Below are 18,518 nucleotides of genomic sequence, written 5' to 3' on the forward strand. Positions count from 1 at the left end.
AAAAGGCCTCGTTCGTGATGCGTTTCTTCCGTCGTGCCACTGCGTCCTCGTCGTTGGACGCTTCGAGCCGGCCGCTGGCCGGCCAGGCTGCCCCGCACATGCAGATCTGTGCACACACCGATGACGACCTGTACTTCATGACACCGGACCTGCTGCAGAGCGTCCGGGCCGGCGTACCGGTCGTCAGTGTGTACCTCACCACCGGTGAGGCCGACGGGCTGAACCTGGCCTCCGACGATCCCGCCCGCAAGACGGCCGCCCCCGACTACGCCGGGTACACCGCGGCCCGCCAGCACGGCATCCGAGCCGCCTACGCCGCCATGATCACCGGCAGTCGCCGGGCCACGTGGGTGCGCGAGACGCTGAAGGTGAGCGAGGGTGCCATCGCCGAGGTGAACACCCTCGAAGACGGCCGCGTCACTCTGATCTTCCTCAACCTGCGTACGTGTGTGGCCATGCCGGACCAGAAGGTCCTCAACCTCTGGGCCAACAAGATCGCCGAGCTGGGTACGCTGCGCCCCAGCGGCAGTCCCATTCCGGCACGCGGTGACGGCCGGGCACTCACCCGCGACGGCGTCATCACGACTCTCGCCGACCTGCTGACCGCCTACCAGCCGGCCGTGGTCCGCGTCATGAACCCCGACCCGGACCGCACCCGCTACGACTCCTCCACCGACACGGTCACCTACTGCGACAACAGTGACCACACGGCCGCCGCCCTGTTCGCCCTGGCGGCCCTGCGCGTCTACGAGGAGCGCGACCAGAGCCACCGGCCGGTCGTGGAAAGCTACTCCGGGTACTGCAACAAGCTGCAGCCCGACAACCTCAGCCCCACCGCCGCCGCCGAGAAGTTCCACTACCTCGCCATCTACGGTGGTGAAGACGGCCACGACTGCCTCAAAGGCCCGGGCGAATGCGGCGACCGCCCCCTGGGCAACCGCGCGTTCAACCGTTACTACGGTCAGAGCACCACCCACCGCTGGCGCGGAAGCACCACGTGGCTTCAGCCGCGCGGCGACGGCCGTCTCACCGCCTTTGCCGTCCTCGGCGGCCGTCCTGTCGTATGGACCCAGGACGTGCCGGGCGGCGAGTCCTGGAGCGGGCCGGAGCCCCTGGGCCGGTGGGCCGTCGACGACGAGGGCCGCTGCCTGCCCCGGCTCGACGCTGTGCGCGACGCGCAGGGCCGCATCCATGTGTTCGCGGTCCGCACGGTGATCGCCCCCGACCCCGAGGACCACCGCCGCGAGGTCATGCACCTCCAGCAGAGCGCCCCCGACGGCGACTTCGGGGCCTGGCAGTCGCTGGGCAGCCCGCACGACCAGCACAACGCGATCCGCCGCCGTGCCCTCGGCATGCCCACCGCCCTCGTCACCGCCTCCGGACATCCGCAGATCGTGCTGCGCAACTTCGGCACCGGCCTCAGCGCGCGCACCGCCACCGACGACGGCTGGGGGCTCTGGAGCGACCTGCACGGCGGAACACTCGAAGGCGCCAGCGCCATCACTTTGCGCAGCGGCCACACCGAGATCTACGCCACGACCAAGACGAGCATGCTCCGCTGGCACCAGGCCCGGCCCGAGGGCCCGCTGGTCCGCGACTACGCGACCCAGCTCGCCCGCCCGGCCGGCACCACGACCCTCGTGGAACAGACCGACGGACGTCTGGTCATGTTCTCGCGTCAGCCCGGCACCGGCTGGCTCATCGCCCACCGCCAGGTCGAGCCCGGCGGCACTTGGAACACCCAGCCCGAACTGGTCGACACCACGCCCGGATTCGGCACCGTCACCGCCACTGTGCTGCCGGGAGATGCCTCCGCCGTCCTCGTCCAGCGCCGGGACGACGGCACCCTGGCCCTCAGCCGCCAGCCTCTGGACGGTACGCCGTTCACCACCACATGGGCGCCGTGCGGCAGCACCCCCTTCGCCCACACCCATTCCGCAGCGCTCGACACCGAAGGCAACCTCGTCGTCTCCACCATCGGCATCGACGCCCAACTCCACATCCTCGCCGTCCAGCCGACGTCCGAGACCGTGACCACCTGGCCCGTCAAGGACCTGACCTCGGGTCCCGTACCGGCCTGACGTCCCTGCGCACCCCCAGCACGACCGACCCCACCCGTCGACGGGTGCACCTCACCCGGCCGGCCGCCCGCACCGCCACCCGCGGGCGGCCGGCCGGCCAGGCAGACCCAGGGCTGTCATGGACGGTCAGCAAAGACAGCCACCTTTGCTCGGTGCGAAGCGGAGGCGCCGCACTGGGGATACGCGGCAGCCGCACGGCCAACTCCTCACCGAGACGCCACATTGAGCCTCACAAGCCACCGGCTCACACGCCCGCGCCTCACAGGCCCCCGCCTCACGAGCTCCCAGGTTGGACCGCTTCCGCTCGCATACCTCCTCCACACCTGTGGGGCCTGGCCGGAAGCTGCCTCCAAGAAGCAGCTCCCCCAATGGATTTGACGTTCACGGTCGTACCCGATCTCCTGTTGCGATGTCTGATCTCCGCATCCAGCAACCGACCGGCGACGCCGCACTCGCCAGCTGGCGACACGTCCACAACGTGATCATTCCGACCCACCCCCTCTCCCTGGACGACGTACGGGAACGCGCCCGGCGCAATCGGCTGGAGATCGCGTACCTCGGCGACGAGGTCGTGGGTTGCAGCACCGTGCGGCCGCCGACGGACGACACGCAGACGGCCACCGTCATCGCCCGTGTCCTCGCCGCCCACCGCAGGCAGGGATTCGGCGACGAACTGTACGCACGCGGACTCAGCCGGGCGCGGTCCCTGGGAGCGCGGGTGATCGAGACCGTCGTCCTGTCCTCCAACGACGCCGGCCTGCGGTTCGCGTTGCGGCACGGGTTCGTGGAGACCGAGCGTTACCTCCTGCCCGGAGACACCATCCCCTGGATCGACCTGCGGCTCGCGTGACCCCCTGGACCCGCACGCGGCTCGGCCGGCCGTGCTCGGCCGGCCGTGCTCGGCCGGCCGTGTGGGATCCAAGATCGATTGTCAGTGGTGGGTGAGACGATCGATGTATCGAGTCGGACGACAACGAGGGGGAACAAGCATGTCCGGAAACCAGAACTACATCAATCACGTCGCCCTTGTTCTGGACGCCAGTTCATCCATGTCGCACCTGAGCCGAAAGGTCATCGAGGTAGCCGATCAGCAGATCGCCTATCTGGCCCGCCGGTCGAAGGAACTGGACCAGGAAACCCGCGTCACGGTGTACGTATTCGCCGATCGAGTCGAGTGCGTCGTCTACGACAAGGACGTGCTGCGGATGCCGTCCCTGAAGCAGTTGTACCGGACCGGTGGAATGACGGCGCTCCTGGCGGCCACACTGAAGTCACAGCGAGAACTGGCACAGACCGCGCAACTCTACGGCGACCACAGCTTCTTGACGTTCGTTCTGACCGATGGACAGGAGAACGCAAGTCACCGCTGCCCCGACGCCCCCGCCGACAACCCGCGTGATCTCGTCCAGGCGGTGGCGAACTTGGTCCGGACCCAGCAGGACAACTGGACCCTGGCCGTCCTCGTGCCGGACCAGATGGGCAAGCGCGAGGCCATGCAGTGCGGTTTCCCCAAGGACAACGTGGCCATCTGGGACGCCACGAGCACCCAGGGGCTGGAAGAGGCCGGGCAGGTCATCCAGCAGGCGACCGAGAATTTCATGATGGGCCGCACCAAGGGCATCAGGGGATCTCGGGCGGTATTCTCCACGGGCGCCGAGGCCGTCAACAAGGACACCATCAAGGCAGCCGGTCTCACTCCGGTGAATCCGTCCGAGTACCAGCTGATTCCGGTGGCCCGGGACGCGGCAATACGCGACTGGGTCATCGAATGCGGGCACACATACCGCACGGGTTGCGCGTTCTATGAGTTGAGCAAGCCTGAGAAAATCCAGGCTCGCAAGCAGATCGCTGTCTTGGAGAAGAAGACCGACCGGGTGTACACCGGGCCGGAAGCCCGGGCTCTGCTCGGCCTGCCGGACACGGAAGTGCGCGTAAAGGCGGACCACAACGACGAATTCACGATCTTTGTACAGAGCACGAGCGTGAACCGGAAGCTCGTCCCGCACACGCGGCTCCTGCTCATGATCTGACGAAGGGGCGCGTCACGGTCCGACGGTCCTCGCCGCGCACCCGGGCCACCAAGACGGCGCGCCACGCCGAGCCAACACGGCGGGCCACCACGCCGGGGCGGAGCGGCGCTCGGCGAGCGACCGGTGTCCGCCCACGCGTGCCCGCCCCCAACGGGCGGACACCGCAGCCCAGTTCACGGCCCGGGCCGCCCGCGCGGCCACCTTCTACCCGGACCCCTTGCCTCCAGAGGTAATAAGCACCTAGCTTGGTCATCCCTTACTGGTACCCCAGGAACGGGAACTCCTCGATGACCTCCTTACTGCCGGATCCCGGCCCACCCCGCACCCTTGCCGTGTCCAACTTCGTCTACACGATCGGTAGCGGCCTCTACCTCACAGCCGGAGTCCTCTACTTCACCGAGGACCGTCACCTTCCAGCGGCCCAAGTGGGTCTGGGGCTGGGCATCGCGGGGCTCTTCTCCCTCCTCGTGGGCATCGCCGCCGGACATCTCGCGGACCGGATCGGCGCACGCGGGGTGTACATGGCCGCCCTCGGCGTCCAGGCGCTGGCCACCGCCTGTTTCGTACTCGTGGACGGGTTCTGGCCGTTCGTGGCGGTGGTCGCCGCGGCGCTGGGGGCCAAGGGGGCCGGAAACGCCGCCCGCAGTCCGCTCATCCGGCACTACGGCGGAGTCCGGCCGCAAGCGTTCCGTGCCTACCTGCGCGCGGTGACCAACATCGGGATATCGCTGGGAGCCGTACTGGCGGGGTGGGCGGTACAGGTGGGCACCCACAGCGCCTACCAGGTGCTCGTCATCGGAAACACCGTCGCCTTCGTGGCGTCGGCGGCGCTTCTCCTGCTCCTCCCGCCGGTCGCACCGCTTCGGCCCGCCGCCGACGGCCCCCGCTGGATCGCGTTGCGGGACCGGCCCTACCTCGCGCTCACGTTCCTTGACGGCGTCATGGCCATCCAGTTCAAGGTACTCACCGTCGCCGTCCCGCTCTGGCTGGTCGCCGCCACCACGGCCCCCCACTGGCTCATCTCGGGCACCATGCTGCTCAATACCGTCATCGTCATCGCGTTCCAGGTGCGCGCGAGCCGCAACGTGGCCACCCCCACCGCCGGCGCCGTCGTCTATCGGCGATCCGGCGTGGCCTTCTTCCTCGCCTGCGTGATCATTTCGCTGTCGGCCGGCCTCCCGGCCTGGGCCGCCGCGGCGCTGCTCCTGACGGCGGTGATCGTCCACACAATCGGTGAACTCTGGCACTCCGCCGCAGGGTTCGAGATCTCCTTCGCCCTGGCCCCCCAACACGCCACAGGCCAGTACCTCGGCGTGTTCGGGCTCGGCGCGGGCCTGGCCGAAGCGGTCGGCCCGGCCCTGCTCATCTCCCTGTGCATCACTTGGGGCCGCCCCGGCTGGTATGTCGTCGGCGCTCTCTTCGTCCTCGCGGGGCTGGCGGCCCCCTTCGCTGTGAGGTGGGCCCAGCGCCAGCACCCAGCAACTCCCGGACAGCGCACGGAAACACCTTCACCGGGGCGGCTCGGCGAGCCTGCCCTCGACGGCACCGGGCCACGAAGCGCGGAAGAGCCTGCCGTATGAGGCAGGAGCCTGAACCGCCCCGCCCACGTCACAGCCACGCGCCCAGAGAGGAGATGGGCCCGGTGCCTGGGCGGCGGCATCGTCATGCGACAGCCATGCGCCCGCCCGTCGAAGAGCCGGTCCGGATCAGCAGGTGCGACCGACGTAATGGGCGCTCTGGATCTTCTTCGCCGATCCCAGCCAGGTCCTGCCCGGGGCCACACAGCGCTCGAAGTCGGGACCGAAGGCCACCCGTACCTTGATGACCACGTGCGAGCCGTCGCCGGTGCAGTGGTTGTAGAACGCGTCGCTTCCCGTCTCGTAGAACCCGCAGGGGTTCATGACGGCGGTGGGCACGGAAGAGGTCGCGGACGCGGCTGCCGGGAGGCCGAGTGTGAGGGCGACCGCGCCGACGAGGGCGGGGAGGGAACGACGAAGACTCAAGCTCATGGAGGCAACTCCTGTGTGCACGTGGGTACTCCACACCGACTGGTACACACGGAGAGTGTCATATCGGGCACCGTCCGCGATCGCCCGGCGGGCGCGCGTCGCCCGCACGAGTGAGGCAGTCCGTCGGGCTACTCAAGGATGAGACTAGTCATTTTCTGAGTATGATGCGGAGGCGGACGAGAAAACCAAAGGAGCACTCGATGGCTTTGCGGCATGCCGTGCTGGCGGCGCTTCTGGACGGTGAGTACAGCGGATACCAGCTGGCGAAGGCGTTCGACGTCGGCGTCGCGAACTTCTGGCACGCCCTTCCCCAGCAGTTGTACGCCGAGTTGACCAAGCTGGAGAAGGAAGGCCTCGTGGCGGGTCGGCAGGTGGTGCAGGAAACCCGGCCCAACAAGCGCGTGTTCCAGGTCACCGACGCCGGCCGCGCCGAGTTGGAGAACTTCGCCGTGGCCGTGTCCAAGCCCTCGTTCATCCGCGACGATCTCCTCGTCAAGGTCCAGGTCGCCGACCGCATCGGCACCGCACCCGTCATCGCGCAGCTGGAAGAGCGAGCATCGGCCGCCGACGCCAAGATCGAACTCCTCGGCAACCTCCTGCGACAACTGCGCGGTGGCGCGGAGGAGGAGGAATTCCTCCTCCGGGGCGAACGGATCGGGCCGTACCTGACCTGTCTGCGAGGCCTGGCCTTCGAGCAGGAGCACCGGGAGTGGTGCCTGCGCATCGCGGCTGTCCTCAAGGCAAGGCAGGCGAGCCATGCCGAGCGGTGAATATCTGCGGTACGTCGCCCTCGGTGACAGCCAGGTCGAAGGGCTCGGCGACGGAGACGACACCACGGGCCTGCGGGGCTGGGCCGACCGGCTCGCCGAGCACATCGCGTCCGTCAACCCCGGGCTTCACTACGCCAATCTGGCCATACGCGGGCGCGTCGCCGGCCAGGTCCACGCGGAACAACTGGGCCCCGCCCTCGCGTTGCGCCCCGACCTCGCCACTGTCGTCGCCGGGGTCAACGATCTGCTGCGGCCACGTTTCGATGCGGCGGAGGTGGCCGCCCACCTTGAGGACATGTTCGGTGCGCTCACCGCAGCCGGGGCCCAGGTGGCGACGGTGACCTTCCCCGACATCGGGAGGATCGTGCCCCTTGCCCGGCCCCTCAGGTCCCGGGTGTTCGACCTCAACACCCGCATCCGCGCCGCGGCGGCCAGGCACGGGGTCGCGGTCGCCGAGACCGGTCGGCAGGCCATCGCCACCGATCCACGGCTGTGGAGCGCGGACCGGCTCCACGCGAGCCCCCTCGGCCACGAACGGATCGCCGCAGCCGTCGCCCAGGCCATCCACCTGCCCCGGAGTGACGACGCCTGGACGCGTCCCCTGCCGCCCCAGGCTGTTCAGGGGCGCCGGCAAGCGGCAGCGGCCGAACTGCGTTGGGCGGCCACCTTCCTCGGGCCCTGGCTCGGACGCCGGTTGCGGGGCCAGTCCTCCGGCGACGGCCGCACCGCGAAACGCCCCCAGCTCCTGCCCCTGAAAGCCCTGCCGAGCTCTCCCGAAGGCACCGGTCGACGCGAAACGACGTAGGCCCCGCAGCATTGCCGAGCGGAGGTGGCGGGTGCCCCTGGCGGTGGACGTGGGGGGCGGGGCGATGTTCAAGGATGGGCTTCCGGCCGGCAACATGCCGGGGTGGGTCGCGCTCACCACCATCGCGGTCGGGTATGACGGCGATCGGACCGCGTTGGCTCGGCTCGTCGCATCGGCCTGCCGCAGCCCAGGATCCGGCGGGCGTCGGCGGCGTACGGACTCGGCCGACACGGCGTCGGCCGACACGCACCGGCATAGATCATCCCCGTCGCGGCTTCCCGTGTCGCCGTGTCGTCGCCCGAGCGGCCAGGAATTCGTCGAGCAGACCCGGGGTCACGGCCGCGGCGAAGGCCGGAGCTTCGGCGGCGGCCACGTCCCGGACGCAGTAGCCCTGTTCACCGGCCGCGACCGCGGCCGTGAGCGTGACCAGTCCGGACCGGCGGGTGAACGGTGTAGTGGTGAACGTCCAGGCCGCGATCGCCTCGCGCCGAAGGGCGACGGTGTCACGGCTGAACGTCCCCGAGCGGGCCACCAGGAAGTCGCCCTGTATACCGTGCCCGAGGCTTCGGTACGCGTCCCGCGCCAGCCACAGAACGATCGGCGTGCAGAGTGCCGCGTACATCCAGGCGCAGTGCAGCAGCACCGGGGTGTACGCCGCGCCAAGGCCCGCGAGGGCGGCCGAGCCGGGCACCACCACGCACAGGAGCCCGCGGTTCCGGCGCCGTCTCAGTGCGGCAGGCGGATGGGGCGCCGGCGCCATGGGCTCGGCGCTTCCCGGGAACGGTGAGCGCAGCGCGCCGTCGGCCACCCGCAGGGCCTGCGCCCGGGGTGCGGGCGGCAGCAGGCCGCTGCGTCTGCGGTTCTCCTCACGGTCGCCCAGTCCCCCGGCCACGGCACGGACCAGCGCGCCGCCGCCGGCCCTGAGCAGCAGCGGTTCACGTAGCACCACACCGCGCAGCCGGGTGCGTTCGATGCTGACCGAGCGGGTGGTGAGCAGTCCTCGGCGCACCCGCAGTGTGTTCGCGTCCGTCCACTCCAGGCGGTAGTTCCACCAGTTCTCGATGTAGAGCGCGAGTGCGCCGGCCGAACCGAGGGCCAGCAGGACCAGGAGCGCCGCGGGGATCGTCAACCAGAGCGCGCCGGTGCCGAATTCGGTGAACGCCCGCTGCACGCAGGCGAGTTGCCACAGTTCGATGCCGATGGCGTCCAGCATCCGGTAGACCGATCCGGCCGCGACGAACACTCCGCCGACGACCCAGAAGGTGAGCGGCGCGTAGCGCAGCCAGCGCCAGTCGATGCGGGCCAGGAGTGGGTCGCGCTCGGTCGCCCCGGTGCCGGCGCGGGACAGCAACTCGGTGCGCAGGTGGCGCGCGTCGGCGACCGTGAGCGCTTCCAGTGACAACTCGCCGCGCCCGTCGCCCGAGCCCGATGTGCCGGCCCGCAGCACGGTGACACCCAGGAGGCGGTGCAGGGGGGAGGCGGTCAGGTCGACCGTACGGATGCGGCGCAGCGGCACGCTGCGCAGCCGCCGGTTCAGCAGTCCGCTCCGCACGTCGAGGCTGTCGGCCGTGACCCGGAACTCCGTACGGGCCCAGCGGATCAGGCCGACGGCGGTGACGGCGGCGAACGAGAGGGTGACGGCGGCCCAGGTGATCCATGCGCCGGTGGTCATCCGGCCGCCAGTGGCCAAGGTGGTCAGCGCGAGCGAGCCGAGGGGAGCTGCCATCCAGCCGCAGTGCACCAGAGGGGTGCGGGGATGCAGCCGGCGCCAGCGGGTGTTCGTGTGTGTCGCGGGGAAGTCCGATGAAGCGCTCATGCGGCATCCCCCGGCACGTCCTGCGCGGCCTCGCCGATCCGGCGGCACAGCTCCTCGGCGTCCGTGTCGGACAGCCCCGCGATCTTGATGTCTCCGGCCGTGGAGGCAGTGGTGACGGTGACCGTCGCAAGGCCGTAGTGCCGTTGCAGCGGGCCGCGCACGGTGTCCACCGTCTGCACCCGGGACAGCGGCGCGATGCGTCGTTTCTGCCAGTACCAGCCACCTGCGGCGTAGACCGCTCGTCCGCCGAGCTCCCATGCGTGCACGGCGTACCGCCAACGCGGCATCCACACGAGGTAGCCGACGGCGGGCAGGACCAGAGCGACCACCAGGAGCGGTGCCAGCCAGGGCAGCGCACCGGGAAAGAAGAGCAGCGACAGTGCCGCCATGGCGCACGCGGTCAGCAGCATCGGGCCGCTGAGCGTGAGCAGTGCTTGGACGGTCCACCAGCGGCGGGCCCGGGGATCGACGGGGTGGCGGGGAGGACGCAGGAGCGGGGCGTCGGTTTGAGGCACGGGGCGTCACCGTTTTCCAAGTCAAGCGTATTGAATAGGCGTACGTTATAACAGTACGAGCGACTTGCAAAAGTGGGTCGGCACGGAGGGGCCGGGCGCCCGCTGCCCGGGTCGACGGACACACGGAGACGGGCCGGCAGAAGTCGCCGAGCCGTTCGTCGACGCCCGCCGAACCGAAGGACCGCGAAAGAGGAGGCCGTGCCCGTGCCCAAGAGGGTGGATCACGAAGCCAGACGCCAGGAGATCTCCGCGGCGCTCTGGCGGCTCGCCGGCACGCAAGGCCTGGACGGCACGAGCCTGCGCGACGTGGCCGCGGAGGCGGACATCTCACTCGGCCGGCTTCAGCACTACTTCCGCACCAAGGACGAGATGCTGGTCTTCGCCCTTCAGCACATCAACCGGCTCGCCGCCGACCGCATCCGTGAGCGCATCGAGGCACTTGCGGGCGAACCGACCCCCCGCGAAGTGCTGCGCGCCTGCCTGTCGGGCATGCTGCCACTGGATGACGAGAGCCGCACCGGCCTCCTGGTCGGCGCCGCCTACTACGCCCGCGCCGTACACGACGAGGGCGTACGCGCCGAGGCGAAGCAGGGCATCCCCCAGCTCCGTGCGCTCTTCGTCGACCAGCTTCAACTGGCCGCAGAACGAGGTGAGTTGGCGCCCGAACGCGCCACCGAGGACGAGGCGATGCTGCTGATCAGCATGGCCGACGGTCTCGCCACGTACGTCCTGCTCGACGTACACGACCCGGCGACGGCGCTGCGCCTGCTCGACCTCCATCTCTCGAACCTGTTCGGCGACCCCCTGCCCCCGCGACGGGCGTAACGCCGGAAGCCGGGGCATGGGCCCACCCCGGGGCACGCCGGTGGTGGCGCCACTCGCCCGCGGCCACCCCGGCCGCCCCGGCCGCCCTGGCCGCCCTGGCAGCCGTCCCGAGGTGCAGGCAAGACGGCGCCAGGCGCGGGGGCCTGAACGACACGTGCCGAGGAAGCGTCACTTGTAGGTGCGCAGCTCCGGCCACATCGCGCCCCAGGGGCGGCGGGGGCCTGTGCAGACGTAGACGTGGCCGCCCGACTCGACGTTGTGCACGCCGTCGGGGTCGGAGAGGGTGGCTGCCGGGCGGACATCGCTGAAGTACCGGCGCAGGTAAGTGGCGTACCCCGGCGCGTGATCAGGGCCGGGTGCGATGGCCACCACGGTCGTGGCGTGCGGGTTCCCGGGGCCCCACCACCAGTCGGTGTTGTGGGCGCTCACCGCGGTGGGCAGTCCGCTGCCGCGGCCGAGCTCGTTGACGGCTCCGGCCTCGCCGTAGTCCGCGGCGAAGATCACCGCGTTCGCTCGCTGCTCGGGCGGAAGCCCGGTCCACACCTGCCGTATGGTGCCGACCAGTTGGGGCCAGCCAAGGGACTCCCCCGTGTTCGTGTTGATGGCGTACGTCCAGCCCGCGTCGGAGGCCGGCAGCACCGGCAGCACGATCACGACGAGCAGCGCGGACGAGAGCGCGGTCGCGATCCACAGACGGCGGAGCCGGCGTGGGGACCGAAGCCATCCGTCGAGTCCCACCGCCCCGGCGGCCAGCAGGCACACATACAGTCCGCCCAGGTAGTACACCTGCGCACCGGTCGTCACGGCGAACAGGACGAACAGGACGAACAGGACGGCGTACGTGGTCACCAGGCACCGCCACAGCGGCCGACGGGAACGCCACAGGAACCGCAACCCCGCCACCCACACCGGCGTCATCGCCAGGCAGGACATGACGAGTTGGCCCACGGTCCAGGTGGGGATGTTCGCCGGGCCTCCGTTCTCGGCGTTCAGCGCCCGCGTCATCTCGAACATCGCCCAGCCGTGCCGCGCCTGCCACCAGACGTCGGGCAGCACGAACAGCACGGCGAGAGCAACGCCCACGAGCAGGTGGCGGCCGGACACGGTCCGGCGAGCCGGACCAAGCAGCACCACGGCGACCAGGACGATCCCGAAGATCGCCGCGAGATGGTTGAACTCCGTGCCGATTCCGACCAGCGCTCCCGCGGCGGGCCACCACCGCGTGTCACCGGTGCGGCCGATCCGGGCGACCACGAGCGCGATGGCCGCCCACGCCAGCACTTCGTAGGAGGTGGTGTTGGCGATGTGCGCGCCGCCCAGCAGCACGGGCATCGTGCCGGTCGCGATCGCCGCGAGCAGTTGGGCGCGCCGCTCGCCGCCGAACTCCCGCGCGCTCAGGCCTCCCACGACCACCGTGCCCGCCGCGGCCAGCGCCGGCCACAGCCGCAGGCCCGCCTGCGAGACACCGAACAGCGACAGCGAGACACGGCCGAGCAGCGGCGCCAGTGCGGGCTGGTCCACATAGCCTGCTTGCAGGTGCCGCGCGCAGTCGAGGAAATACAACTCGTCGCGGTGGAAGCCGTAGCGCGTGGACAGTGCCATCAACACGGCGAAGACCAGCCCCGCGACGGCGAAGACCCGCCGGTCCAGCGGCGCGATCCGCTCACCGCACTCACCGCGCTCCCCGGCACCGTCCACCCGCCCCGCGCCCGCCACGTCCCCCATGCCCGCCACCCCCGGCTTCGGCCCCTCGGTCGTGTCGTCCGTGCGACGGCCGGGGGCGGCCCGGCGCACACGGCCCCGGGCCGCGCGCATCCTACGCGCCCCACCTGTCCGTGCCCGGCGGGGTGCCGGGGGGCTGCCCGCGGGGGCGCCGCCGCGCCCCGCGACATCCGGGAGCGAACCGGGCAACTCCCCCCACCTAGCCCGTTCTGGACATTTGACGACACATTCCGGCCGGGTGCTTCTCGGGCGATTGCCACGTACATCGGCTTTACAGGATCGTTGCCGTGCAAGCGCACATCGGGGCAATTCGAAGGGCGCGTTGTACAGGTCTTCGCGCTGCCTTTTGCGCATGCCGCCACTCACAGCGGTGGCGAAATCAACTCTCTGTTCGACATTCGAATGAAAGGGAAGTTGTGATCTCACAAACGAAGAGGCTCGTGCGTTCCGCTGCCGTCGCGTGCGCGGCGGCCGCCGCGTTCACCATGGTCATGCCCACGGGCAACGCCTTCGCCATCGACCACGTCCAGTGCCGCGGCGGAGAGAACTTCCTGAAGATCTGGTCACACAGCGGTGGACGTCAGAGCGTCGACTGCTACGCCAACCGCGGGAGGACCGACTTCGGCGGCTGGTGGGTGGACAAGATCTCCACGGGGAACAACGACCTGATCTACTTCGACGCCAACGGCGACTCCGTGAAGATCGAACGGTGGCACGAAATCTCCTTCCCGAACCGGCCTCCGAAGGTCAACGCCATCGAGATCCTTTGACGAGTCGAGGAGAGCATCGACCGAAGTGGATGGTTTCGGTCTCCACGCTGTCATGAAATGCATCCGCCTTACCAGGTCGGTATCTGATTTACCGTCACTTGAATCAGGTCGACCCGAATGACTGACACCGACCATGCCTCGCCGGGGCATGGTCGGTGTCAGTTGGGGCGAGCACGGGCGGCACGGGCGATCGCCTTCCCGCGTTCGCAGGTGGTGCCGCCGAGGCGCGGTGAGACGACGGGCCCGGCGCGGGTCTCGACCACTCCTGCCGGACTGCCCGACGGTGGGGTGACCCGGCGCCGCATTCATGGCGCCGCATGCGTCACTCCCCGCTGGCGTGCGGGCCACCCAGCGGGCGGAAACCACCCTCCGTCCGGTACGGGTTCTCTCAGTAAAGTGGTCCCGGCATGAGGCCAGTTGACGTCATGTCGGTCCGGACAACAGTGGAGAGACGGTGGAGAACCCGTACGCCCCTGCCTCTGGCATGGAGCAACGGCCGGGGTGGTCCTGGCTCGACGAGCATCTGTGGCACTCGTGCGACATCATCGCCGACCTGGCCGAGGGCCGGATGCAGCAGCGTCCGCTGGTCGCCACCGTCGCCCGGCTCGGGCCCGGAGAACGCGCGCTCGCGGTCGGTCCCGCTCAGCGTTCGACGTGGCGAGCTGTCGGTGACGGCAGGTACACGCACCAAAGCGTCGTCGCCTTCGGCAATCCCGCATTCGTCATCGGCAGCCTGGCCACCTCGGCCATCGGCAACTCGGCACGCCGCCGTGCCGCCGCGCAGAACGCGCAACCGCGCTGGGTGATGGACGGCGCCGGTGACATCACCGTCACCACCCGCAAGGTCTTCTTCGGACATCCCTACTGTCCGCTCGACCTCTCCTGGGGTGGCCTGGACACGATCGACCTCATCGCTCCCGATGTCTTCCAGACCAGCTTCCACAACACCAACAACGGCGAACACACCACGGTCCAGCTCCGCACTCCCTGGGCGTCGCTGCTGTTCGTCCTTGCCGCGGTCACGGCGTTCCCCGCCCACCCCCGGCTGCTGGGACGCAGCTGGCTCCCCCCGGACTTCGAGAGACGCTGCGCGGACAGGGGCAGGCCATGCCGCCCGGCGGCCCGCCTTCTGCTCGACCGCAGCCCCTAGGGGGTGTCTGGTGGATCATGGCCGGGGGTGCGGCGCCTGGCACGGCACCCTGACCGACCCTGATCCACCAGACACCCCCTGGACCCCGCTTGTTTCAGGTCTGGTGGAGCGCCCATGTGCTGCCGTCGACCGGGGCGGAACCGGGCAGCGCGATGAGTTCGGGTTTGAACAGGGGCTTCGCGTCCATCGCCGGCTCCCAGGTCGCCAGGTTCTCGTCCTGGGGCACCTCGATCCGCCTGTCCTGGGCGAGGTCGGCGACCACCTTCAGGAGGAGCCGTACGCCCAGCGGGGCCAACTGCTCGCGCCACAGGCTCTGCGCGGTCGAGCCCGGCGGCACCAGCAGGTGTTCCTGGGCGGCGAGCGGGCCGGCGTCGGTCCGCTCGGTCAGGTGGTAGACGCTTCCGCCCGTCACCTTGTCACCGTCGCGGATCGTCCACCGGATCGCGTCACGGCCACGGTGCAGCGGCAGCAGGCTGGGGTGGTAGCCGATGCTGGCGATGCCCGCCCTGGCTCGTGTGCGGCGGCCGAGGAAGGCATGGGAATGGGCGGCGACGATGATGTCCACGCCGTCGGGGATGTGCATCGCCCGCAGCTGGGCGGAGTCCGTCCACGGAATGCTGCGCGGGTACGCCCACGAGCGCAGGCGGTCCCAGGACATCGCATTGCTCTCGTCGCTCTGTCCACGGCGCAGCCGGGGCGCGGCCGCACCCACGATCTTGTGTCCTTCTTCCAGCAGGGCGTCCCCGACCTGCACCGCGAACGCTCCCCGCCCCGACAGGTAGATGTTCACTCGTGCCCCCGGTGTGATCCCGTTCCCGTGGTGACGTGCTGCTCGACGTAGTCGAGTGCGGCCTCGCGGTCCGGGTCGCGGTGGACGATCCGCCAGCCCTTCGGTATCTCCAAATACGGCCGCCACAGCGCGTGGTGCCTGTCGGCGTTCGTCACCACGAGCCAGTCGGCTTCGCCGCCGGCGTCGAACGGGTTGCCACTCATCAATCGACCTCTTTCAGTCCGGAGTGATCGGGCCAGAACCGCACGGGCAGCGAGGAGAACCCGGTCAGGAAGGTGGACCGGATGCGTTGTGCCTCGCCGGTCCGCTCGAAGCCGGTGGTGAAGTCCCGCACTGCCATGAGGAGTTCGGCGATCTCCACCTTGGCCAGGTAGGAGCCGACGCAGAAGTGCGGGCCGTAGCCGAAGGCCAGGTGCTTGTTGGGGGCGCGGCCGAGGTCGAACGCGCCGGGCCGTGCGAAGACACGCTCGTCCCGGTTGCCCGAGGCGTGCCACAGCGTGACGATCTCGCCCGGCCGCAGCCGTACACCGTGCAGTTCGCTCTCGTGGACGACACTGCGCCCGAAGTGCATCGTGGGCGACGCCCAGCGCAGCACCTCGTCCACCGCGGTGTCGATCGCCACCGTCCCTTCCTTGAGGCGCTGCCACTGCTCGTGCTCGTCCGCGAGCGTGTGCACACAGTCGATCATCGTGAGCCTGCTGGTCTCGTCGCCCCCGATGATCAGGCTGTAGCAGTTGAGCATGACGTCCTCGTCGGACAGCGGCACCCCGTCGATGGAGCTGGCGATGAGCATGCTGATGACGTCGTCTCCGGGCGACTCGCGCCGCTCCTCGACGAGGTCCATGAAGTACATCAGGAGCTCGTTGCGGGCCATCTCCGACTCGACCTCGTCGACGTCCTCGTGGTCCGTCGACAGCGCCGCTCTGGTGAGGGAGAGCAGGAAGTCCCGGTCCTGCTCGGGCACGCCGAGCAGGTTCGAGATCGTGGTCATCGGGATCCGGCCGGCGATGTCCTGTGCGAAGTCGCAGCCGCCGGACTCGACCGCCTCGCGCATCAGCCGGCGGGTGTTGGTCCGTACCGTCCGGGCGACCTGGTCGAGCACCCTCGGCGAGAGCACCCGTTGAAGGATCTTGCGCAACGCGTGGTGGCGGTGCCCGTCGGTGACGGCCAGCATCCTGCCGGCGCCGGCGTCACCGCCCTCCAGCAGCGTGACCAGCACATTGCCGCGCTCGGACGTGAAGTTCACGTTGTCCCGGTAGACGGCCATGATGTCGTCGTGGCGGGACAGCACCCAAAATCCCCTGCGCCCGTCGGCCGGGGGGTGCCAGTACACCGGCGCGGTGTCGCGCAGGGTGCGCCAGAACCCATCGAGGTCGCGGTCGGCGAAGGTGCTGGGATCGCCCAGGTCCACGGTGTCCAGTGCCGAAGTGCGCACGCTCACCAGTCCGTACGCCAGAACCGGCGCGGCCGGAACGGGTAGGTGGGCAGCGGCACACGGTGGCTGGCCTCGCCGACGTGCAGGGCGTCGAAGTCGACCCGCTCGCCGCTCACCCAGGCTGCCGCCAGATCGGACAGCCCCTGCGCGTGCGTCCCGGAGCGCAGGATCCCGTGGTCGCCGCGCTGGAAGGAGCTCATGTCCACGTGTGGCGCGGCGGCGGTCGAGGTGGCGCGGCCGCCGGGGGCGTCGGCGAGCGCCGCGATCAGCTCCTCGCGGCTGCGTACGACGGCTGCCCACCGGCGGGGCATCACCTTGCGTCCCAGGTTCAGGCTGTAGCAGATGTCGTCCAGACGCTGGTCGGGGTGGGCCGCCAGCCAGTCCTTCAGCCTGGTGCGCTGACGGGCCAGCGTCTCGTCGTCCAGGGCGGACAGCGTGGCGATGCGCGGCCTGCCGGTGGCCTCGGGGGCGCGCTCGGCGAGGGTCGGCGGCTCCTCCAGGACCAGGTGGGCGTTGTAGCCGCCGCCACCGATCGAAGTGATGCCCGCACGGCGGATGCCGGACTGCGGTGCCCAGTCGGCCGCTTCGCGCTGCGGGACGAACGGGGTGCTGGGGAAGTCGAGGTCCTCATTGACCTCCGTCAGGTTGACCGTCTCGGGGAGTGTGCGGTGGTGGAGGGCCAACGCGGCCTTCATCGCACCGAAGCCGCCCGACACCACACCGCCGTGGCCCACATTGCCCTTGACTCCGCCGATCGAGGTGGTTGCGGTCTGCTTGCCGAACGCCATGTTCGCCGCGTGGACCTCCAGCTCGTCGGTCATCGGCAGGCCGAGACCGTTGGCCTCGTACATCGACACGGTGTCGGGGGTGACGCCACCGACCTCCATGGCGTTGGCGATGCACGCGCTGAGCCGTTCGGGCTGGGCCAGGCCGTAGGCCATCGCGCTGACACCGTTGTTGTTGACAGCGGAGCCCTTGACCACGGCGTAGATGTGGTCACGGTCGGCGACGGCCCGGGCCACCGGCTTCAGGAGCATCGTGACGACACCGCTGGACAGCGCGGTGCCGGTGCCGTTCGCGTCGAAGGGGCGGCAGTGGCCGTCCTTGGACAGCACGCGGTTCTCTTCCCACAGGTGACCGCGAGGGTGCGGCAGACGGACCATGGCGCCGCCCGCGATGGCCATGTCGGTCTGGCCGAGCAGCAACGACTGGCAGGCCAGGTGGACCGCGTAGTGGAACCCCGCGCAGACGGCGGCGACGGTGACGGCCTCGCCGGTCAGTCCCATGTAGTACAGCGCGTTCGACGTCATGGTGTCCGGCGACCACGCCAGACTGGCCTCGATCGCCTCGGGGCCGACCGAGACCCGGTCGGGCGGAGAGCTGTAGAGCGCGGCGGTCTGCGGGTTGTTGGCGCCGTACATGCCTATCTCGGCCGTGAGCCGGTCCGGGTCGTAACCCCCGTCCTCCAGCGTCTCCCACGCACTTTCCAGGAACAGTCGGTTCTCGGGGGTCATCGCCGCCGCCATGCGGTCACTGATGCCGAACACCGAGGGGTCGAACTGGTCGTACCCTTCGAGCACGCCACAGGCACGCACGTAGAACGGGCTGTGGATCAGGGTCTCGTCGACCAGGATGTCGTCCTTGGCCAGGAACGACACGGACTCCCTGCCGTTGACGAGGTTGTCCCAGAACTGTTCCTTGTTCCTGGCGCCGGGCGCGCGCAGGGACATGCCGATGACGGCCACATCACCCGGGTCGTAGTCCTGCTCGGGGCTGTCGGTCATGAGAGGGCTCCTGCTT

General features: G+C 69.8%; 17 protein-coding genes. 9 read left to right on the forward strand and 8 right to left on the reverse strand.

Going from position 1 to position 18,518, the window contains the following annotated elements; translation table 11 throughout:
* Positions 1-98 precede the first annotated feature (98 nt).
* From ACGFW5_RS17570 to ACGFW5_RS17585, 4 genes are all read left to right on the forward strand, one after another.
* Positions 99-2,081 carry a PIG-L family deacetylase gene (locus ACGFW5_RS17570; protein WP_393835121.1) on the forward strand — a complete coding sequence of 661 codons (1,983 nt, stop codon included), beginning with the start codon at positions 99-101 and terminating at the stop codon, positions 2,079-2,081.
* Between the two features lie 409 nt (positions 2,082-2,490).
* The gene (locus ACGFW5_RS17575; protein WP_393835122.1) at positions 2,491-2,931 is read left to right on the forward strand and encodes a GNAT family N-acetyltransferase; all 441 of its coding nucleotides are present in this window, start codon (positions 2,491-2,493) and stop codon (positions 2,929-2,931) included.
* A 139-nt stretch (positions 2,932-3,070) separates the two neighbouring features.
* Complete coding sequence (locus tag ACGFW5_RS17580; RefSeq protein WP_393835123.1) at positions 3,071-4,111, forward strand: vWA domain-containing protein; 1,041 nt, start codon at positions 3,071-3,073, stop codon at positions 4,109-4,111.
* A 287-nt stretch (positions 4,112-4,398) separates the two neighbouring features.
* Positions 4,399-5,691, forward strand: a complete 1,293-nt coding sequence (locus ACGFW5_RS17585; RefSeq protein ID WP_393835124.1) for an MFS transporter — start codon at positions 4,399-4,401, stop codon at positions 5,689-5,691.
* A gap of 126 nt (positions 5,692-5,817) precedes the next feature.
* On the opposite strand, the gene ACGFW5_RS17590 is transcribed toward ACGFW5_RS17585, so the two are convergent.
* Positions 5,818-6,120: a DUF6355 family natural product biosynthesis protein gene (locus ACGFW5_RS17590; protein ID WP_393835125.1), complete on the reverse strand. Its 303-nt coding sequence runs from the start codon at positions 6,118-6,120 to the stop codon at positions 5,818-5,820.
* Between the two features lie 200 nt (positions 6,121-6,320).
* Between ACGFW5_RS17590 and ACGFW5_RS17595 the strand changes: the two genes are divergently transcribed.
* A complete protein-coding gene (locus tag ACGFW5_RS17595; RefSeq protein WP_393835126.1) occupies positions 6,321-6,890 on the forward strand; it encodes a PadR family transcriptional regulator in 570 nt (189 codons plus the stop codon).
* Positions 6,877-7,695, forward strand: a complete 819-nt coding sequence (locus tag ACGFW5_RS17600) for an SGNH/GDSL hydrolase family protein (RefSeq protein WP_393835127.1) — start codon at positions 6,877-6,879, stop codon at positions 7,693-7,695. The genes ACGFW5_RS17595 and ACGFW5_RS17600 overlap by 14 nt, the downstream gene beginning before the upstream one ends.
* 259 nt (positions 7,696-7,954) lie before the next feature.
* On the opposite strand, the gene ACGFW5_RS17605 is transcribed toward ACGFW5_RS17600, so the two are convergent.
* Both ACGFW5_RS17605 and ACGFW5_RS17610 read right to left on the reverse strand, forming a co-directional pair.
* Positions 7,955-9,511, reverse strand: coding sequence for a PH domain-containing protein (locus ACGFW5_RS17605; protein WP_393835128.1), 1,557 nt, complete (start codon positions 9,509-9,511; stop codon positions 7,955-7,957).
* On the reverse strand, positions 9,508-10,026 hold the full coding sequence (locus tag ACGFW5_RS17610) for a PH domain-containing protein (protein ID WP_393835129.1): 519 nt from the start codon (positions 10,024-10,026) through the stop codon (positions 9,508-9,510). The genes ACGFW5_RS17605 and ACGFW5_RS17610 overlap by 4 nt, the downstream gene beginning before the upstream one ends.
* A gap of 204 nt (positions 10,027-10,230) precedes the next feature.
* On the opposite strand from ACGFW5_RS17610, the gene ACGFW5_RS17615 reads away from it, so the two are divergent.
* Positions 10,231-10,851: a TetR/AcrR family transcriptional regulator gene (locus ACGFW5_RS17615; RefSeq protein ID WP_393835130.1), complete on the forward strand. Its 621-nt coding sequence runs from the start codon at positions 10,231-10,233 to the stop codon at positions 10,849-10,851.
* A gap of 168 nt (positions 10,852-11,019) precedes the next feature.
* Here ACGFW5_RS17615 and ACGFW5_RS17620 read toward each other — a convergent pair whose 3' ends face one another.
* A complete protein-coding gene (locus ACGFW5_RS17620) occupies positions 11,020-12,666 on the reverse strand; it encodes an ArnT family glycosyltransferase (RefSeq protein ID WP_393835131.1) in 1,647 nt (548 codons plus the stop codon).
* Between the two features lie 323 nt (positions 12,667-12,989).
* On the opposite strand from ACGFW5_RS17620, the gene ACGFW5_RS17625 reads away from it, so the two are divergent.
* Together ACGFW5_RS17625 and ACGFW5_RS17630 are read left to right on the forward strand one after the other, a co-directional pair.
* Complete coding sequence (locus tag ACGFW5_RS17625; protein WP_393835132.1) at positions 12,990-13,343, forward strand: beta/gamma crystallin domain-containing protein; 354 nt, start codon at positions 12,990-12,992, stop codon at positions 13,341-13,343.
* Between the two features lie 454 nt (positions 13,344-13,797).
* Positions 13,798-14,493: a hypothetical protein gene (locus tag ACGFW5_RS17630; protein ID WP_393835133.1), complete on the forward strand. Its 696-nt coding sequence runs from the start codon at positions 13,798-13,800 to the stop codon at positions 14,491-14,493.
* Between the two features lie 94 nt (positions 14,494-14,587).
* On the opposite strand, the gene ACGFW5_RS17635 is transcribed toward ACGFW5_RS17630, so the two are convergent.
* From ACGFW5_RS17635 to ACGFW5_RS17650, 4 genes are read right to left on the reverse strand one after another with little or no spacing between them, the layout of a single operon-like run.
* Positions 14,588-15,283, reverse strand: coding sequence for a formyltransferase family protein (locus ACGFW5_RS17635; protein ID WP_393835134.1), 696 nt, complete (start codon positions 15,281-15,283; stop codon positions 14,588-14,590).
* Entirely contained in the window at positions 15,280-15,486 is a 207-nt protein-coding gene (locus ACGFW5_RS17640; RefSeq protein WP_393835135.1) for an MbtH family NRPS accessory protein, read from the reverse strand. The genes ACGFW5_RS17635 and ACGFW5_RS17640 overlap by 4 nt, the downstream gene beginning before the upstream one ends.
* Positions 15,486-16,724 carry a cytochrome P450 gene (locus ACGFW5_RS17645; RefSeq protein ID WP_393835136.1) on the reverse strand — a complete coding sequence of 413 codons (1,239 nt, stop codon included), beginning with the start codon at positions 16,722-16,724 and terminating at the stop codon, positions 15,486-15,488. Before ACGFW5_RS17645 ends, ACGFW5_RS17640 begins: the two co-directional genes overlap by 1 nt.
* Entirely contained in the window at positions 16,721-18,502 is a 1,782-nt protein-coding gene (locus ACGFW5_RS17650) for a beta-ketoacyl synthase N-terminal-like domain-containing protein (RefSeq protein WP_393835137.1), read from the reverse strand. Before ACGFW5_RS17650 ends, ACGFW5_RS17645 begins: the two co-directional genes overlap by 4 nt.
* Positions 18,503-18,518: the final 16 nt, after the last annotated feature.

The organism is Streptomyces sp. NPDC048416 (assembly GCF_043200435.1).
Classification (GTDB): domain Bacteria; phylum Actinomycetota; class Actinomycetes; order Streptomycetales; family Streptomycetaceae; genus Streptomyces.